This window comes from Micavibrio sp. TMED2 (assembly GCA_002168225.1).
Taxonomy (GTDB): Bacteria; Pseudomonadota; Alphaproteobacteria; order TMED2; family TMED2; genus TMED2.
Genome location: NHBH01000009.1, coordinates 650,698 through 665,496 on the forward strand (window position 1 = coordinate 650,698; position 14,799 = coordinate 665,496).

The 14,799-nt window shown below is 58.9% G+C and carries 12 protein-coding genes; all 12 read left to right on the forward strand.

Features of this window, described 5'->3' with window-relative positions; genetic code table 11:
* Nucleotides 1-5 precede the first annotated feature (5 nt).
* Nucleotides 6-338: a hypothetical protein gene (locus CBB62_14690; GenBank protein OUT39607.1), complete on the forward strand. Its 333-nt coding sequence runs from the start codon at nucleotides 6-8 to the stop codon at nucleotides 336-338.
* Entirely contained in the window at nucleotides 338-1,654 is a 1,317-nt protein-coding gene (locus CBB62_14695; GenBank protein OUT39608.1) for a Tol-Pal system beta propeller repeat protein TolB, read from the forward strand. Before CBB62_14690 ends, CBB62_14695 begins: the two co-directional genes overlap by 1 nt.
* A gap of 171 nt (nucleotides 1,655-1,825) precedes the next feature.
* Nucleotides 1,826-2,329, forward strand: coding sequence for a peptidoglycan-associated lipoprotein (locus CBB62_14700; protein ID OUT39609.1), 504 nt, complete (start codon nucleotides 1,826-1,828; stop codon nucleotides 2,327-2,329).
* A gap of 155 nt (nucleotides 2,330-2,484) precedes the next feature.
* Complete coding sequence (locus CBB62_14705; protein OUT39610.1) at nucleotides 2,485-3,633, forward strand: tol-pal system protein YbgF; 1,149 nt, start codon at nucleotides 2,485-2,487, stop codon at nucleotides 3,631-3,633.
* Nucleotides 3,620-4,981 (forward strand): tRNA lysidine(34) synthetase TilS, encoded by a 1,362-nt coding sequence (locus tag CBB62_14710; protein OUT39611.1) that lies wholly within the window; start codon nucleotides 3,620-3,622, stop codon nucleotides 4,979-4,981. The genes CBB62_14705 and CBB62_14710 overlap by 14 nt, the downstream gene beginning before the upstream one ends.
* Nucleotides 4,982-5,115: 134 nt before the next feature.
* A complete protein-coding gene (locus CBB62_14715) occupies nucleotides 5,116-7,050 on the forward strand; it encodes a cell division protein FtsH (protein ID OUT39612.1) in 1,935 nt (644 codons plus the stop codon).
* 101 nt (nucleotides 7,051-7,151) lie between these two features.
* Nucleotides 7,152-8,000: a dihydropteroate synthase gene (locus CBB62_14720; protein ID OUT39842.1), complete on the forward strand. Its 849-nt coding sequence runs from the start codon at nucleotides 7,152-7,154 to the stop codon at nucleotides 7,998-8,000.
* Nucleotides 8,001-8,095: 95 nt separating this feature from the next.
* Nucleotides 8,096-9,469, forward strand: a complete 1,374-nt coding sequence (locus CBB62_14725) for a phosphoglucosamine mutase (GenBank protein OUT39613.1) — start codon at nucleotides 8,096-8,098, stop codon at nucleotides 9,467-9,469.
* Nucleotides 9,470-9,505: 36 nt separating this feature from the next.
* Nucleotides 9,506-9,973: an acyl dehydratase gene (locus CBB62_14730; GenBank protein ID OUT39614.1), complete on the forward strand. Its 468-nt coding sequence runs from the start codon at nucleotides 9,506-9,508 to the stop codon at nucleotides 9,971-9,973.
* Between the two features lie 72 nt (nucleotides 9,974-10,045).
* Nucleotides 10,046-11,797 carry a hypothetical protein gene (locus tag CBB62_14735; GenBank protein ID OUT39615.1) on the forward strand — a complete coding sequence of 584 codons (1,752 nt, stop codon included), beginning with the start codon at nucleotides 10,046-10,048 and terminating at the stop codon, nucleotides 11,795-11,797.
* Nucleotides 11,798-11,909: 112 nt separating this feature from the next.
* Complete coding sequence (locus CBB62_14740; GenBank protein OUT39616.1) at nucleotides 11,910-13,079, forward strand: phosphoserine aminotransferase; 1,170 nt, start codon at nucleotides 11,910-11,912, stop codon at nucleotides 13,077-13,079.
* Nucleotides 13,080-13,204: 125 nt separating this feature from the next.
* Nucleotides 13,205-14,785: a phosphoglycerate dehydrogenase gene (locus CBB62_14745; GenBank protein OUT39617.1), complete on the forward strand. Its 1,581-nt coding sequence runs from the start codon at nucleotides 13,205-13,207 to the stop codon at nucleotides 14,783-14,785.
* Nucleotides 14,786-14,799 lie beyond the last annotated feature (14 nt).

Below are 14,799 nucleotides of genomic sequence, written 5' to 3' on the forward strand. Positions count from 1 at the left end.
CGGTTGTGACCCGTGGTACCTCCGACCGCCTGACCGCCAGCCAGGCCGATGCCCTGCGCCGTCATGTGGGCCAGTTCTGGAACATCGATGCCGGTGCCCAGGGCATCGCCGATATGATTGCTGTTGTGGAAATCACACTCAATGCCCAGCGTGAGGTTGTGAGTGTGAAACTGGTCGAGGATACCCGGCGTTATAACAACGACGGCTTCTATCGTTCCTTTGTCGAACGGGCCATGCGAGCCGTGAAACAGGCTAGCCCGCTGACACCTTTACCTTTAGATGGTTATCAGTCGTGGAAAACGACGATCATGACTTTCAGCCCCCGGGATATGTTCTGATGCGCATACTGATTACGGTTTTCTCTGCTCTGGTTATCTTGAGCGCCGGTATCCGTCCGGCACAGGCCCAGCTTGAGATCGACATCACACAGGGTGTGGTGGAGCCGTTACCGGTTGCCATTACCGAATTTGTCGGCACCACCCCGAATGACAAGCGGGTAGGGCAGGAACTGGCCGGGGTAATCGCCAATAACCTGCAGCGCTCAGGGCTGTTCCGACCCATCAGCAGCGATGCCTTTATCCAGACGGCGGAATCCCTGCAGGTCGGCCCACGCTATGCCGACTGGCGGATCATTGATGCTCAGGCCCTGATCGGTGGTGCCATTGAAACCCTGCCGGATGGTCGCTTGCGGGTTGAGTTCCGCCTCTGGGATGTTTTCGCCGAGCGGGAAATTGCCGGTCTTGCCTATACCACCGTGCCGGAGAACTGGCGTCGGGTCGGGCACATCGTCTCCGATGCGATCTACAAGCGGATTACAGGTGAGGACGGCTATTTCGACACCCGTATCGTCTATATCTCCGAGGAGGGCGAGGCGACCCATCGGATCAAACGTCTCGCGATCATGGATCAGGACGGCTTCAACCACCGCTATCTGACCGACCGCAGTACGCTGGTGTTGACCCCGCGCTTCTCGCCGACGGCACAGGAAATCACCTATCTCGCTTATGTGAACAACCAGCCACGGGTCTATCTGCTGAATATCGACACCGGCCGGATCGAGGTGCTGGGATCATTTCCCGGCATGACCTTCGCCCCGCGCTTCTCACCCGATGGCAACCGGGTGATCATGAGCCAAGCGCTGAACGGCAATACCGATATCTATTCCATGGATCTGCGCACCCGGCAGGTGGCACGACTGACCGAGAGCCCGGCGATTGATACCTCGCCATCCTATTCACCCGATGGTCGCCGTATCGTATTCGAGAGCGATCGTGGCGGTGCCCAACAGCTTTATGTCATGAATGCCGACAGCCGCTCGGCCCAGCGGATCAGCTTTGGTGAAGGGCGTTATGCCAGCCCGGTCTGGTCACCACGCGGTGATCTGATCGCCTTTACCAAGATACACAAGGGCCGGTTCTATATCGGTGTCATGCGCCCCGATGGTGGCGGTGAACGGCTGCTGACCGAGGCTTTCCATGTGGAGGGACCGACCTGGGCGCCGAATGGCCGGGTATTGATGTACTTCAAAGAAGAAACCCGTAACGGCCAGCGCCGTGCCCGCCTCTATACTATCGATCTGACCGGTCAGAATGAACAGATGGTGCGCACTCCGGTGGATGGTTCCGACCCGGCGTGGTCATCCCTGATCCCATAATTGTTATCAACAAAGTGAACCATATGAGTTAAATTGCGTTTACGATACGCAAACACTTCACTCGCGCGACAATTTCCTTTACAACCCCATTTCACGAAGCCGGCTGCCAATAGTGACAGCTGTGGCCACATGAACAACAAACTAACTTCTCGACATAAGGAAGCCTTGAATATGGGTACCCGCCTGCTTTCTCTCTTTGCTGCCATGCTGCTCGTCGCGGCCTGTGCGACCAATGATCCAACTATCGACGGCACCGGTACTGGCGACGGCGACAGTAATACCGCAACAGATACCCGTCCTCGCGGGCCGGGCCCGGTTGCCGGTTCTGAAGAGCAGTTCGTCGTCACCGTCGGTGATCGCGTTTTCTTCGATACCGACCAAAGCAGCCTGTCTGCCGAAGCACGCAACTCCCTGGACAATCAGGCTGCGTGGCTGAACCAGTACACCACCTACAGCGTCGTTGTTGAAGGTCATGCCGATGAGCGCGGCACCCGTGAATACAACCTCGCCCTCGGTGAGCGTCGTGCCAATGCCGTTCGCAGCTACCTGATCGCCAATGGCGTTGCTGCAAACCGCATCACCACCATCTCTTATGGTAAAGAGCGTCCGGAAGTTGTCGGCTCCAACCCATCTGCATGGGCACAGAATCGCCGCGGCGTTACCGTTCTCCGTTAATCCGGTTTCGGTTTGAAAAATGCACTAACGGGCTGCCAGCCACATGCTGGCGGCCCGTTTTGCCATGTTTGCTTGATACTGCCGCGTAAATGCTGAAATCTGGCCGCATTCATGCGCTAAACTGCGCGAAAATTCCTCTTTGAGTACGTTGTTTCATGATTAGCAAAAATCACATGCCCCGCCTGTTTGCCGCCGCTGCCCTGTTTTGCGTGGTGGGTGTTGCCCCGGCTGTTGCCCAGCAATATGGCTCGCAGGATGTCGGCAATCGGCTTGAGCGCATCGAGCGGGAAATGCAGACCCTGAGCCGTCAGGTCTATCGCGGTGGTGCATCGGGCGGTGCCTCTGCCGGAGCTGTTCGTGATCTGCCAGCCGGATACGCGGCGGAGTTTGAAACCCGACTGCAGGGGCTGGAAGGTGCCATGCGCAACCTGACCGGACAGGTCGAGCGTCTGCGCCATGATATGAACCAGCTCAATGGCCGCCTCGACCGGGCGCTGGGTGATATCGAATATCGGCTTGAAAACAGCGATGGCGCGAGTGTGTCACCTCAGTCAGCGCCGGGTGCGCCACTGACCCAGCAACCACGTATTGTGCGGCCCAATGCCATAAATAATGTGAACAACAATCCGGTGGCATCCGCACCGCCTGCCAGCACCACAACCGGCAACGTCTCGGATATTGATCCTGATACCGGCACGGTGCGTACCCTTGGTGTCTTGCCTGCCGATGGCGGCAGTGCCGGTGCCCTGCCTGCGGATAATGCCTCGGGCAGCCTGCCCGGTGGTGCGATTGAGCCGGGCAGCAATGCCAGTCAGCCACTGGAAACGGCAACCACCGGTGCCGCAAATACCGGTGGTGTGATGGCCAACCAGACGGCTTCCGCCACGCCGGTTGCCGTAACCCTGCCTGATGGCGATGCCCAGACCCAGTATGATTACGCTTTCGGTCTGCTGAAACGCTACCAGTTCGATGCGGCGGCAGATGCCCTTGGCCAGTTCCTCGCCCTGCATCCCAATGACCCACTGGCGGCCAATGCCCAGTTCTGGCTTGGAGAAACCCATTTCGTGAACGGCGACTACCGTGAGGCGGCAGTTGCCTTCGCCACAGGCTACGAGAAGTTCCCCGGCACCGAAAAAGGCCCGGAGAACCTGCTTAAGCTCGGCATGTCCCTTGGCCGCCTTGGCCAGAAGCAGGAAGCCTGCATGACCCTGACCCGGCTGTCCGCGGAATACCCACAGGCAACCAGCTCGGTTAAACAACAGGCGCTGGCCGAGCGCCGCGATCTGGAATGTGGTGACAGCTAAACTGCTCCATACCGAGGCTGTTGGCAGCGCCGATCCGATCGGTGCGACCGAATTTGCCGCGATCATGGAACGGCTCGGCCCGTTTGAGGCGCGCCCGAGGCTGGCGGTCGCCGTTTCCGGTGGCCGTGACAGCATGGCGCTTGCCTGGTTGCTCCAGCGCTGGATTGCCGACCGGGGCGGCAAGCTTGTTATCCTGACCGTTGACCACAATCTGCGCCCTGAAGCTGCTCATGAAGCGCAACGAACGGCGGCGTTTTGGCAAAACCGTGGCGTTGCTGCGCATATCCTGACCGTCACCGACCGCGCGCCGGTCAGTCGGATCGAGGAGACCGCGCGCAACAATCGCTGGCAGCTGCTGAATGACTGGTGCGCGCGCCATGGGGTGCTGCACCTGTTTACGGGCCATCATCTCAACGATCAGGCGGAAACCGTGCTGATGCGGCTCGCCAAATCCAGCGGCCCGGATGGGCTGGCGGCAATGCGGGAGGTTTCCTATCGCAAAGGCATGCGTGTCTTGCGCCCCCTGCTTGGCATTGGCCGTGAGCGTCTGAGTGCGACCTGCGCGGTGGCAAACCTGCCGGTGATTGATGATCCGACCAATGATGATCCACGCTTCCTCAGGACCGAATTACGGCGTCAGGCAGCGACATTCAGCAATCTGGGACTGACACCGGAACGGTTGCAGGCAAGTGCCGTGGAGCAGGCTGCGATTGCCGATACGATCAACCGCGATGTGGCGGCCCATGCAGTCCGTTCTGCCGCTATTGATGCCATGGGGCAGGGGGGCATTGACTGGCCGGCCTTTGTCCGGGTGCCAGCCCGCCACCGCTCTGCAATCCTCGCCCGGATGATTGAAACGGTGGGTGGACGGCGATACCCGCTCGGCCGTGAGGCGCTGTCACGGCTTGATGTTTGGCTGGATGCTGATTTTGAGGGGTTGAAGGGCATGACGCTGGGCGGTTGCCAGATGACGCCGACCACACAGGCTGGTGTGTCTCGCATTATCGTCACGCGCGAAGTGGCGGCGATTGATGTACGTCCAATGATATTGGCCGCAGGACAGGCAGTGCTCTGGGACAGCCGTTTTTTGATTACGGCAGCAGATTCTGACTACGGCAAGCAGTGGCATGTTGTCCCGGCTGACAATGCGATCTGGCGCGCCTTGAAACCTGACCTGCCATGTGACCTTGTCGATATGGCCGCACGGCTCCGCTGGTCATTGCCTGCTGTTGTTGAGGACGGGCAGGCGATTGGCATTCTGGCTCCCGGGTTTATGGCGGCGCAGGAAATGCTGTCGGGCTGGAAGACGGTTTTTTTACCCCGTAAACCATGGTTACGCATCGCTTGATGCTTGTTTGATGGTTAAAGGGGATTATCTCTTAACAAAGACTTGTATTAGGGGTGTATGGTGTGCACCTGTTATATCGACTGCCTGAACCGGAATCGGTCGGATAGCTGCAGCATTATCGATAAGGCGAAAACGTGAATAATATCGGCAAAAACATTGCGCTCTGGGTCATCATCGGGGTGCTGTTGATTACCCTTTTCAATCTGTTCCAGACCTCTGGCGAACGCCAGCAGCAGAATACCATGGCCTATTCCGACTTCCTTGGTCAGGTTGATCAGGGACAGGTTCGTGAAGTCAATATGCGCGGCCAGAACCTGCGTGTCGTGTTCACCGATGGCGAGATCTACAACGTCTTCATGCCACTGCAGGCCAACCCGGTCGAGAAGCTGACCGAGCGCGGGGTCAAGGTTGTCGCCGAGCCGATTGAGCGCGATGTGCCATCGCTGGTGAATATCCTGATCTCATGGTTCCCGATGCTGCTGCTGATCGGTGTCTGGCTGTTCGTCATGCGTCAGATGCAGTCCGGCGGCGGCAAGGCCATGGGCTTCGGCAAGTCCAAGGCCAAGATGCTGACCGAGAAATCGGGCCGGGTGACCTTTGACGATGTGGCCGGGATTGATGAGGCCAAGAGCGAGTTGCAGGAGATTGTCGAGTTCCTGAAAGACCCGCAGAAATTCCAGCGCCTTGGCGGCAAAATTCCGAAGGGCGTATTGCTCGTCGGTCCGCCCGGTACCGGTAAGACCCTGACCGCTCGTGCGGTTGCTGGTGAGGCGAATGTACCGTTCTTCACCATCTCCGGTTCCGATTTCGTCGAGATGTTCGTCGGTGTCGGTGCCAGCCGTGTCCGCGACATGTTCGAACAGGGCAAGAAGAACGCCCCCTGTATCATCTTCATTGACGAGATTGATGCGGTCGGTCGTCATCGTGGTGCCGGTCTCGGCGGCGGCAATGACGAGCGCGAGCAGACCCTCAACCAGCTGCTGGTCGAGATGGATGGTTTCGAGGCGAATGAAGGCGTGATCCTGATTGCCGCTACCAACCGTCCAGACGTACTCGACCCGGCGCTGCTCCGTCCCGGTCGTTTCGACCGTCAGGTTGTGGTGCCGAACCCTGATGTCACCGGTCGTGAGAAGATCCTCAAGGTCCATATGCGCAAGGTGCCGCTCGCCGCTGACGTGGTGCCACGGACCATTGCTCGCGGTACGCCCGGCTTCTCCGGTGCCGATCTCGCCAATTTGGTGAACGAGGCCGCACTGCTCGCCGCCCGCCGCAGCAAGCGTGTCGTCGGTATGGCCGAGTTCGAGGACGCCAAGGACAAGGTCATGATGGGTTCCGAGCGGAAATCCATGGTCATGACCGATGATGAGAAGAAGCTGACCGCCTATCACGAGGGCGGCCATGCGATCGTTGCGATCAACTGCCCGGCCTCCGATCCGGTGCACAAGGCGACGATCATCCCGCGCGGTCGTGCCCTCGGTATGGTCATGCGCCTGCCGGAAGGGGACCGTATCTCCCTGTCCCGTGAGAAGCTTGAGGCTGACCTTGCGGTCGCTATGGGTGGCCGGGTCGCCGAGGAACTGATCTTCGGTCATGAGAAGGTCACCACCGGTGCCTCATCCGATATCCAGATGGCGACCTCGATGGCCCGCCGGATGGTCACCGAATGGGGGCTTTCCGACAAGCTCGGCCCGCTGAAATATTCCGAAGACCAGCAGGAAGTGTTTCTCGGTCATTCGGTGGCGCAGTCCAAGAACATGTCGGATGCTACGGCCCAGTTGGTTGACAGCGAGATCCGCAGCATCGTTGATACTGCTTATGATGAGGCCAAGCAAATCCTGACCGACAAGATGGATGATCTGGTCAAAGTCTCCGAGGCACTGCTCGAATATGAAACCCTGAGCGGTGAGGATATTCGCAGGCTGCTGGCCAATGAGCCGCTGAAACGAGATGACGAAGAAGATGATGCCGACGCCAGCAAGCCGCGCGCGACCTCGGTGCCGACCAGTTCGACCCGTCGTGAGCCGCCTGCTGCCGGGATCGGACCTGACCCGGAGCCTCAGAGCACCTGATCTTTCGGGATATTGCTCGAGTTCCTATTGATTACAGCAAACGCCGTCGGCCATAACCGGCGGCGTCTGCACGTCAGTAATGTCATGGAATTGTGCCGCCGATGAACCGCACCGACCAGTTTCTCGCCCATATCCAGTCCGGTCAGCCGATGGTTATGGGAATTGTGAATGTCACCCCCGACAGCTTTTCCGATGGCGGGCAGTTCGCCACCACCGACACCGCGATTGCCCATGGCCGCCGGTTGCTGGAAGAGGGCGCGCATATCCTCGATATTGGCGGAGAGTCCACCCGTCCTGGTGCAGACACGGTCAGTGTTGAAGATGAAAAGGCGCGGGTGGTGCCGGTGATCGAGGGGTTGCGTGATGCCGCTGCCAAGGCCGGTGCCTATCTCTCGGTCGATACCCGCAATGCCGCCACCATGGCGGCGGTGATCGAGGCCGGTGCCGATATCATCAATGACATCACAGCACTCGAGGGCGATCCGGCGAGCATGGATGTGGTCGCCCGTTCCGGCCTGCCGGTTATCCTCATGCACATGCAGGGCGAGCCGCAGCAGATGCAGGACAACCCGCAATATGATGATGTGGTGACCGAGGTGCGGGAATATCTCGATGCGCGGATCGAGGCCTGTGTCGCAGCAGGCATCGACCGCTCCCTTATCATCCTCGACCCCGGTATCGGTTTCGGCAAAACCGTTGAGCACAATCTCAGCCTGATGAAGCATCTCGATGACTATGCCGAAAGTGGTTTGCCCTTGCTGCTCGGTGTCTCCCGCAAGAGCTTCATCGGTTTCCTTGATGACAATGCACCGGCAACAGACCGGCTCGGCGGTTCGCTTGCTGCCGCTCTGGCCGGATACAGCCGGGGTGCTGCAATCCTCCGGATACATGATGTGGCGGCGACCCGGCAGGCGCTGATGATCTGGCGGGCCATTGAGGATGCGGCCTGATTGGCGCCATAAAATGACCATTGGCCTGTGACACCGACTTTGTGCCATGAAGAACGACAAGAACAAGACGCTGACTGAGCGAGCAATGGATTTCAATGTCTGATACCCGCCACTATTTCGGTACCGATGGCATTCGCGGTACTGCCAATCTCGAACCCATGACGCCGGAAACGGCCCTGCGTGTCGCCATGGCCGCCGGGGCCGTGCTGAACCGTGGCGGCCATCGTCACCGTGCCCTGATCGGCAAGGATACCCGTCTGTCCGGCTACCTGATCGAACCGGCACTGACCGCCGGTTTTATCGCCATGGGCATTGATGTGATCCTGGTCGGCCCGATGCCGACCCCGGCGGTGGCCATGCTGACCCGCTCCCTGCGCGCCGATCTCGGCGTGGTGATCTCCGCGAGCCACAATCCTTATCAGGACAATGGCATCAAGCTGTTCGGTGCTGATGGCTTCAAGCTGTCCGATGCGGTGGAGATGGAGATTGAGGCCAAGCTGCATGACGGTTTCGATCACGACCGCGCTGGTCCTGCCGATCTCGGCAAGGCCAGCCGTCTCGAGGATGCTGCCGGGCGCTATATCGAATATGTGAAGAATACCCTCTCCGACGGTCGCCGTCTGGAGGGCTTGAAGGTGGTGATTGATTGCGCCCATGGTGCGGCCTATCGCGTCGCTCCCCAAATCCTCTGGGAACTCGGAGCAGAAGTGATTGAGGTCGGCACCGATCCCGATGGCTTCAATATCAACAAGGATGTTGGCGCGACAGCTCCGGCACTGCTCGGCAAGACGGTGGTGGAACACGGCGCTGATATCGGTATCGCCCTTGATGGTGATGCCGACCGGCTGATCATTACCGATCAGCATGGCACGGTTATCGATGGCGATCAGATCATGGCGCTGCTCGCCAGCCATTGGGCCGGGCGCAACAGTCTGCGCGGTGATGGGGTGGTGGCCACGGTCATGTCCAACCTTGGCCTCGAACGCTATCTCGCCGCCAAGGGGCTGAAACTGATCCGCACCAAGGTCGGTGACCGCTATGTGGTTGAGCATATGCGCGCCCATGGCTTCAACCTCGGTGGCGAGCAATCGGGTCATCTGGTGATGAGCGATTACAGCACCACCGGTGACGGTCTGCTGGCGGCCTTGCAGATACTCGATATCATGGTGGCCGAAAAACAGGACGCAGCCTCACTGCTGACGGTGTTTGAACCGGTGCCGCAGGTGCTGAAAAACATCCGCTTTGCCGGTGCCAATCCGCTTGAGACCGAGGCGGTAAAATCGGCGATCCATAATGGTGAGGCAGCACTGGACAAGACCGGTCGGGTGCTGGTGCGCAAATCCGGTACCGAGCCAAAAATCCGGGTGATGGCCGAGGGCGACGATCCGGAACTGGTCGAGCGTGTGGTTGATGATATCATTGCCGCCATCGCAACCGAGAGCGGCAAGCAACAAACCGCTGCGGAATAAGCGCTAACGAGAACATAAACAACAGGGCAGGGAACAATGGCGACAGGTCGGTATTTCGAGGATTTTCAGGTCGGCGATGTGATCGAAACCGCCGGTATGACCATTACCGAAAGCCAGATACTCGACTTCGCCTCAACCTACGATCCCCAGCCATTCCATGTGGATGCCGTTGCGGCGGCGGCATCACCGTTTGGCGGGATCATCGCCAGCGGTTTCCAGACCCTCAGCCTCAGCTTCCGGCTGGTATGCGATACCGGAATGCTGAACGGTACCGGCCTCGGCAGCGGTGGCGGTGAGAACCTGCGCTGGATGCAGCCGGTACGTCCCGGTGATACCCTGTATGTACGCCTGGAAGTACTGGAGACCAGAGCGTCAAAATCCAGTTCAGATCGGGGCAATGTGCGCATCCGCTATGTCACCAGCAACCAGAAGGGAACGCCGGTGATGGAGATAACCTTCCATCATCTGGTCAAGCGCCGCAGCCCGGAAACAGTCGCGGTATAGATTTTATTTCACGAAACCCTGCTGCTGCGTCATGATTGCCTGAAAAGGTACTCGATTAAGGACCGGCCAGCGATGCCAAGGCCCGCACAGCACACGACCCAATCGACGGATGATGTTTATTACCAGACCCATCGTCTGGTGGATGGCATCTGGCTGATTGAGGAAGATCACATTGATCGCCGTGCACTCGGACCGATACTGGACCGGGTCGATGACGATGTTCTCGAAAACGGTGAGGCCCTGCGTGTCGTGCGCTTTGTCGTCGACAGGCGTGGCGCCCTGCGGGACCAGACGATAGTGCATTTTTGGCCCGATGCTGACGACACCATTGACCGGGTCATGCCCGCGGTCGCCAAGCCAGCGGATGTGCTCTGGCTGAACCCTGACGACATTTACAGCGATCTCGCGCGCTATCAGATGGCGCGGGGCTATGCCACCTTCCTGAAAAGCCGTCACCTCTGTGTTGAGGAGTTGCTGCATCATCCGGCGGGTGGGCTGGAGCTGGTCAATGCCTGGCAGGCGATGCAGGCCGGCCTGCAGCCGATTGCCCTGATGCAGGCCCATGTCATGGAGCTTTCCGGCCCGGAGCGGGTGCGTGAGCTGACCAAAATGCTGGAAGAACTGTTTCAGACACTGGCGCTGGAGCAGAAGAACAATCCACCGGAAATGGTCACCGTCGAGACCTATGTTGATGTCTTTGACCGAGTGAGCAAAGCCAATCCGTTGCGCGCCCGTTATGCCATGGCCCGGGTGCTGGCAACCCGGCTGGCCGGGTTTGAGTCCTTTGCCGAGAAATTGCGGGTACTGGTCGAACTCGCCGATGTGGTGGAAACAAGGGCACAGGCCGAGCCGCTCGATCACATGCTGGCCAGCATTATCGGTGCTCATGGCTTCATGGCCGATCTGGCCAAGGGCCGCCCGCCGATCCTCTGGCTCAGCATGCTGGCGGATATGCTCATGGGCCAGTTTGATGAGGATCGGGAAACCGGCATCGACTGCCAGCCGTTCAATGATCTGATGCTGGCCGGTTTTCTGCCCCGTACACGCGCTGCAATCCGTCGTCGGATCATTGTCGAGGCCCGGTCGATTGGCGGTTCCGCGACCGGCACTGACCTTATTGCCGAATTGAGTGAGGTTGACCGTACCGTGGCGCAGCTGGAGCAACGGGCACCAACGCTGGTTGGTGATCCCGAACTGGCTGCTGTCTGGCAACAGCGGATCAACCGGGCACTGACCGCTGACAACCTGCAACGGGTTCTGCTCCAGAACCGTCAGCCGACCCAGCGGTTGAGCGTTGCCAGCTCGTTGTTCCCGATGATGCGAAGCCTTGGCAACCGCAACGAGCTGGGACGTCTGTTGGCGGCACAGCTGTCGATCCGGGAAATTGGTCGCGAGCTGGTCGGAGCATCGGAAAAGCCGTCCGGATCAATCCCGCCGCTCTTGAAATTCCACCAGCGTATTGCCGGTTACCTGTTTGATGAGAATGCGCAGGATAGTCTCCTCGGCGCGGTGGATGACCACGTTCTCGATGTGGTTCAGAGCATGCTTGACCCCAAACAGGGCGGGGACGATCTCGACCGGATTATCATGGTGCTGAAAACATGGCTGCCGGCACCGATGGATCGGGGACGCACCAGTGCCCTGATCCGTGACAAGCTGGCCGATGCGATCCAGAAGCCGGAGTTTTTCAACCGGTTCTGGAACAGTTTCCGCAGTTCAAAGGTACGCCAGCAGGCCAATGAAGCGCTGGAATTGCTGCTGCACGAATACGGTTTGAAGGCCAACAAGATTGCCCTCGCCATGGAAGACGAACCATCAAATTGATGCATGGCTGATCTCTCAGCATGGTTATTGACCGCGACCGTCGATATCTCTAGTTTCGCCAGTGGGTCACGCTCCCCCAACGGAGTGCTACTATTCTGGAAGGAATAGCGATATGCAGTCATCGCACAAGCCGACAACGGCTCCACGCAGCCCCTATTTTTCATCAGGGCCCTGCGCCAAACGTCCAGGTTGGACGCTCGATACGCTCAAAGACGCGTGCCTCGCACGCTCCCACAGATCAAAACAGGGTAAGGCCAAGCTGGCACAGGTCATCGACATGACCCGTGACATCCTCGGTGTGCCTGACGATTACCGTATCGGTATCGTCCCGGCATCCGATACCGGCGCCGTCGAAATGGCCCTGTGGTCCATGCTCGGTGCCCGTGGCGTCGATATGCTGGCATGGGAAAGCTTCTCATCAGACTGGGTCACCGATGTGGTGAAACAGCTGAAAATCGATGCCAATGTCATCGAAGCCGGTTACGGCGACCTGCCTGACCTGACCAAGGTCAATCCGGCCAATGATTGCGTCTTTGTCTGGAACGGCACCACCTCCGGTGTCCGGGTGCCGAATGGCGACTGGATTGCCGACGACCGCGAAGGGCTCACCTTCTGTGATGCTACCTCGGCGGCATTCGCCATGGACCTGCCATGGTCGAAACTCGATGTGACCACCTATTCCTGGCAGAAAGTGCTCGGCGGTGAGGCACAGCATGGCATGCTCATCCTCAGCCCACGGGCGGTTGAGCGTCTGGAGAGCTTCACCCCGGATCGTCCACTGCCGAAAATCTTCCGCATGACCAAGGGCGGCAAGCTCAATGAAGGCATCTTCAAGGGCGAAACCATCAATACCCCGTCCATGCTGGCGGTTGAGGATCAACTCGATGCTCTCAACTGGGCCAAATCGGTTGGTGGTCTGAAAGGTCTGATCGATCGTTCCGAACAGAACCTGAAGATCGTGGCCGACTGGGTTGCCCAAAGCGAAGGCTTTGACTTCCTCGCAACCGATGAGGCCAGCCGATCCTGTACCTCGATCTGCCTGAAAATCACCGATCCGTGGTTTGCCGCTCTGTCTGATGATGATCAGGCAGCCGTGGCCAAGCAGATTGCAACCACGCTGGAAGCGGAAGGCGTTGCCTTTGACATTGCGGGCTATCGCTCGGCCCCTCCGGGCCTGCGTCTGTGGGGTGGTGCAACCGTCGAGGCATCTGACATGCAGGCTCTCCTGCCATGGCTCGACTGGGCACTGTCCAGCATCCGCGAAACTCGCGCCGCCGCCTGATCCACATTCTTCACCCCTGTGCTGTCATTTCTGCACCAGCAGGAATCTCGTGACTGATGCTCCGAGACCCCGGCTTTCGCCGGGTGACGGCAAAGGGAGATGCTTTACCCTTCAAGGAATCCCAAATGCCAGTTAAGGTTCTTATCGCTGATGAACTCAGCCCAGCCGCTGTCGAGATTTTCAAAAAACGCGGTATCGAGGTCGATGTCAAAACCGGCCTGTCCCATGATGAACTGAAAGCCATTATCGGCAATTACGACGGTCTTGCCGTTCGGTCAGCGACCAAGCCGAATGCCGAGATCATCGAAGCGGCCCATAACCTCAAGGTTATCGGTCGTGCCGGTATCGGCGTCGACAATATCGACCAGGTCGCAGCCACCGCGCGCGGTGTTGTGGTCATGAACACGCCGTTCGGCAACTCGGTCACCACCGCCGAACACGCCCTTGCCATGATGTTCTCTCTGGCCCGCCAGATCCCGCAGGCCAATGCCTCGACCCATGCCGGGAAGTGGGAAAAATCCAAGTTCATGGGCGTCGAGCTGACCGCCAAGACCCTCGGCGTGATCGGTTGCGGTAATATCGGCTCTATCGTGGCCGACCGTGCCATCGGCCTGAACATGAAGGTCATCGCCTTCGATCCGTTCCTGTCTGCCGAACGTGCCATCGACCTCGGTGTCGAGAAGGTCGAGCTGGATGACCTGCTGAAGCGCTCTGATTTCATCACTCTGCATGTGCCGGTTACCGATCAGACCCGCAACATCATCGACGCCAAAGCGCTCGACAAGATGAAGCCGGGTGTCCGCATCATCAACTGCGCCCGTGGTGGTTTGATTGATGAGGTGGCCTTGAAAGCTGCTCTTGAGGCCGGTCATGTGGCCGGTGCCGCGCTTGATGTGTTCCTGCAGGAACCGGCGAAGGAAAACCCGCTGTTCGGTATGGAAAATGTGGTCTGTACACCGCACCTTGGCGCGTCCACCGACGAGGCACAGGAAAATGTGGCGCTGCAGGTTGCCGAGCAGATTTCCGACTACCTGCTCGACGGTGCGATTGTGAATGCGCTCAACATGCCATCGGTCTCCGCCGAGGATGCAAAACGCCTTGGGCCATATATGCAGCTTGCGGAAGAGCTCGGCAGCTTCGCCGGTCAGATCACCGAATCCGGTCTGAAATCTGTCCGTATCACCTATGCTGGTGCTGCCGCAGAGGTCAATGTGAAGCCGCTGACCCAGATTATTCTGAAATCACTGCTCCAGCCTCTGCTCGCCAGCGTCAACATGGTCAATGCGCCGGTTCTGGCTAAGGAACGGGATATCGCCGTCACCGAAAGCCGCACCGAAACCGTTGAGGATTACCAGACCCTCGTTACCATCGAGGTCGAAACCGACCGCCGCAAGCGCAGCATTTCCGGCAGCCTTATGGCCGGTGATCGTCCGCGTATTGTCGAGATCGAGGGCGTTTCCATCGAGACCTCTGTGACGCCTAACATGCTGTTTGTTCGTAACAACGACAAGCCGGGCTTCATCGGCAATCTGGGTCGGACCCTTGGTGATGCGAATATCAATATTGCCAGCTTTGACCTCGGTCGCCGCGATGCCGGTGATGAGGCGATCTGCGTGGTTTCCGTTGACCAGCGTATCGATGAAGGCTTGCTGAAGCGTATCGTCGAATTGCCGAACGTGGTGCAGGCACGGGTTCTGGCGTTCTGATCGACGCGGTTTAA

What these genes read in the sequence shown, in the direction of transcription:
- CBB62_14695 (OUT39608.1), top strand. Translation starts at nt 338, where the DNA reads ATGCGCATACTGATTACGGTTTTCTCTGCTCTGGTTATCTTGAGCGCC.
- CBB62_14700 (OUT39609.1), top strand. Translation starts at nt 1,826, where the DNA reads ATGGGTACCCGCCTGCTTTCTCTCTTTGCTGCCATGCTGCTCGTCGCG.
- CBB62_14705 (OUT39610.1), top strand. Translation starts at nt 2,485, where the DNA reads ATGATTAGCAAAAATCACATGCCCCGCCTGTTTGCCGCCGCTGCCCTG.
- CBB62_14720 (OUT39842.1), top strand. Translation starts at nt 7,152, where the DNA reads ATGAACCGCACCGACCAGTTTCTCGCCCATATCCAGTCCGGTCAGCCG.
- CBB62_14725 (OUT39613.1), top strand. Translation starts at nt 8,096, where the DNA reads ATGTCTGATACCCGCCACTATTTCGGTACCGATGGCATTCGCGGTACT.
- CBB62_14730 (OUT39614.1), top strand. Translation starts at nt 9,506, where the DNA reads ATGGCGACAGGTCGGTATTTCGAGGATTTTCAGGTCGGCGATGTGATC.
- CBB62_14735 (OUT39615.1), top strand. Translation starts at nt 10,046, where the DNA reads ATGCCAAGGCCCGCACAGCACACGACCCAATCGACGGATGATGTTTAT.
- CBB62_14740 (OUT39616.1), top strand. Translation starts at nt 11,910, where the DNA reads ATGCAGTCATCGCACAAGCCGACAACGGCTCCACGCAGCCCCTATTTT.
- CBB62_14745 (OUT39617.1), top strand. Translation starts at nt 13,205, where the DNA reads ATGCCAGTTAAGGTTCTTATCGCTGATGAACTCAGCCCAGCCGCTGTC.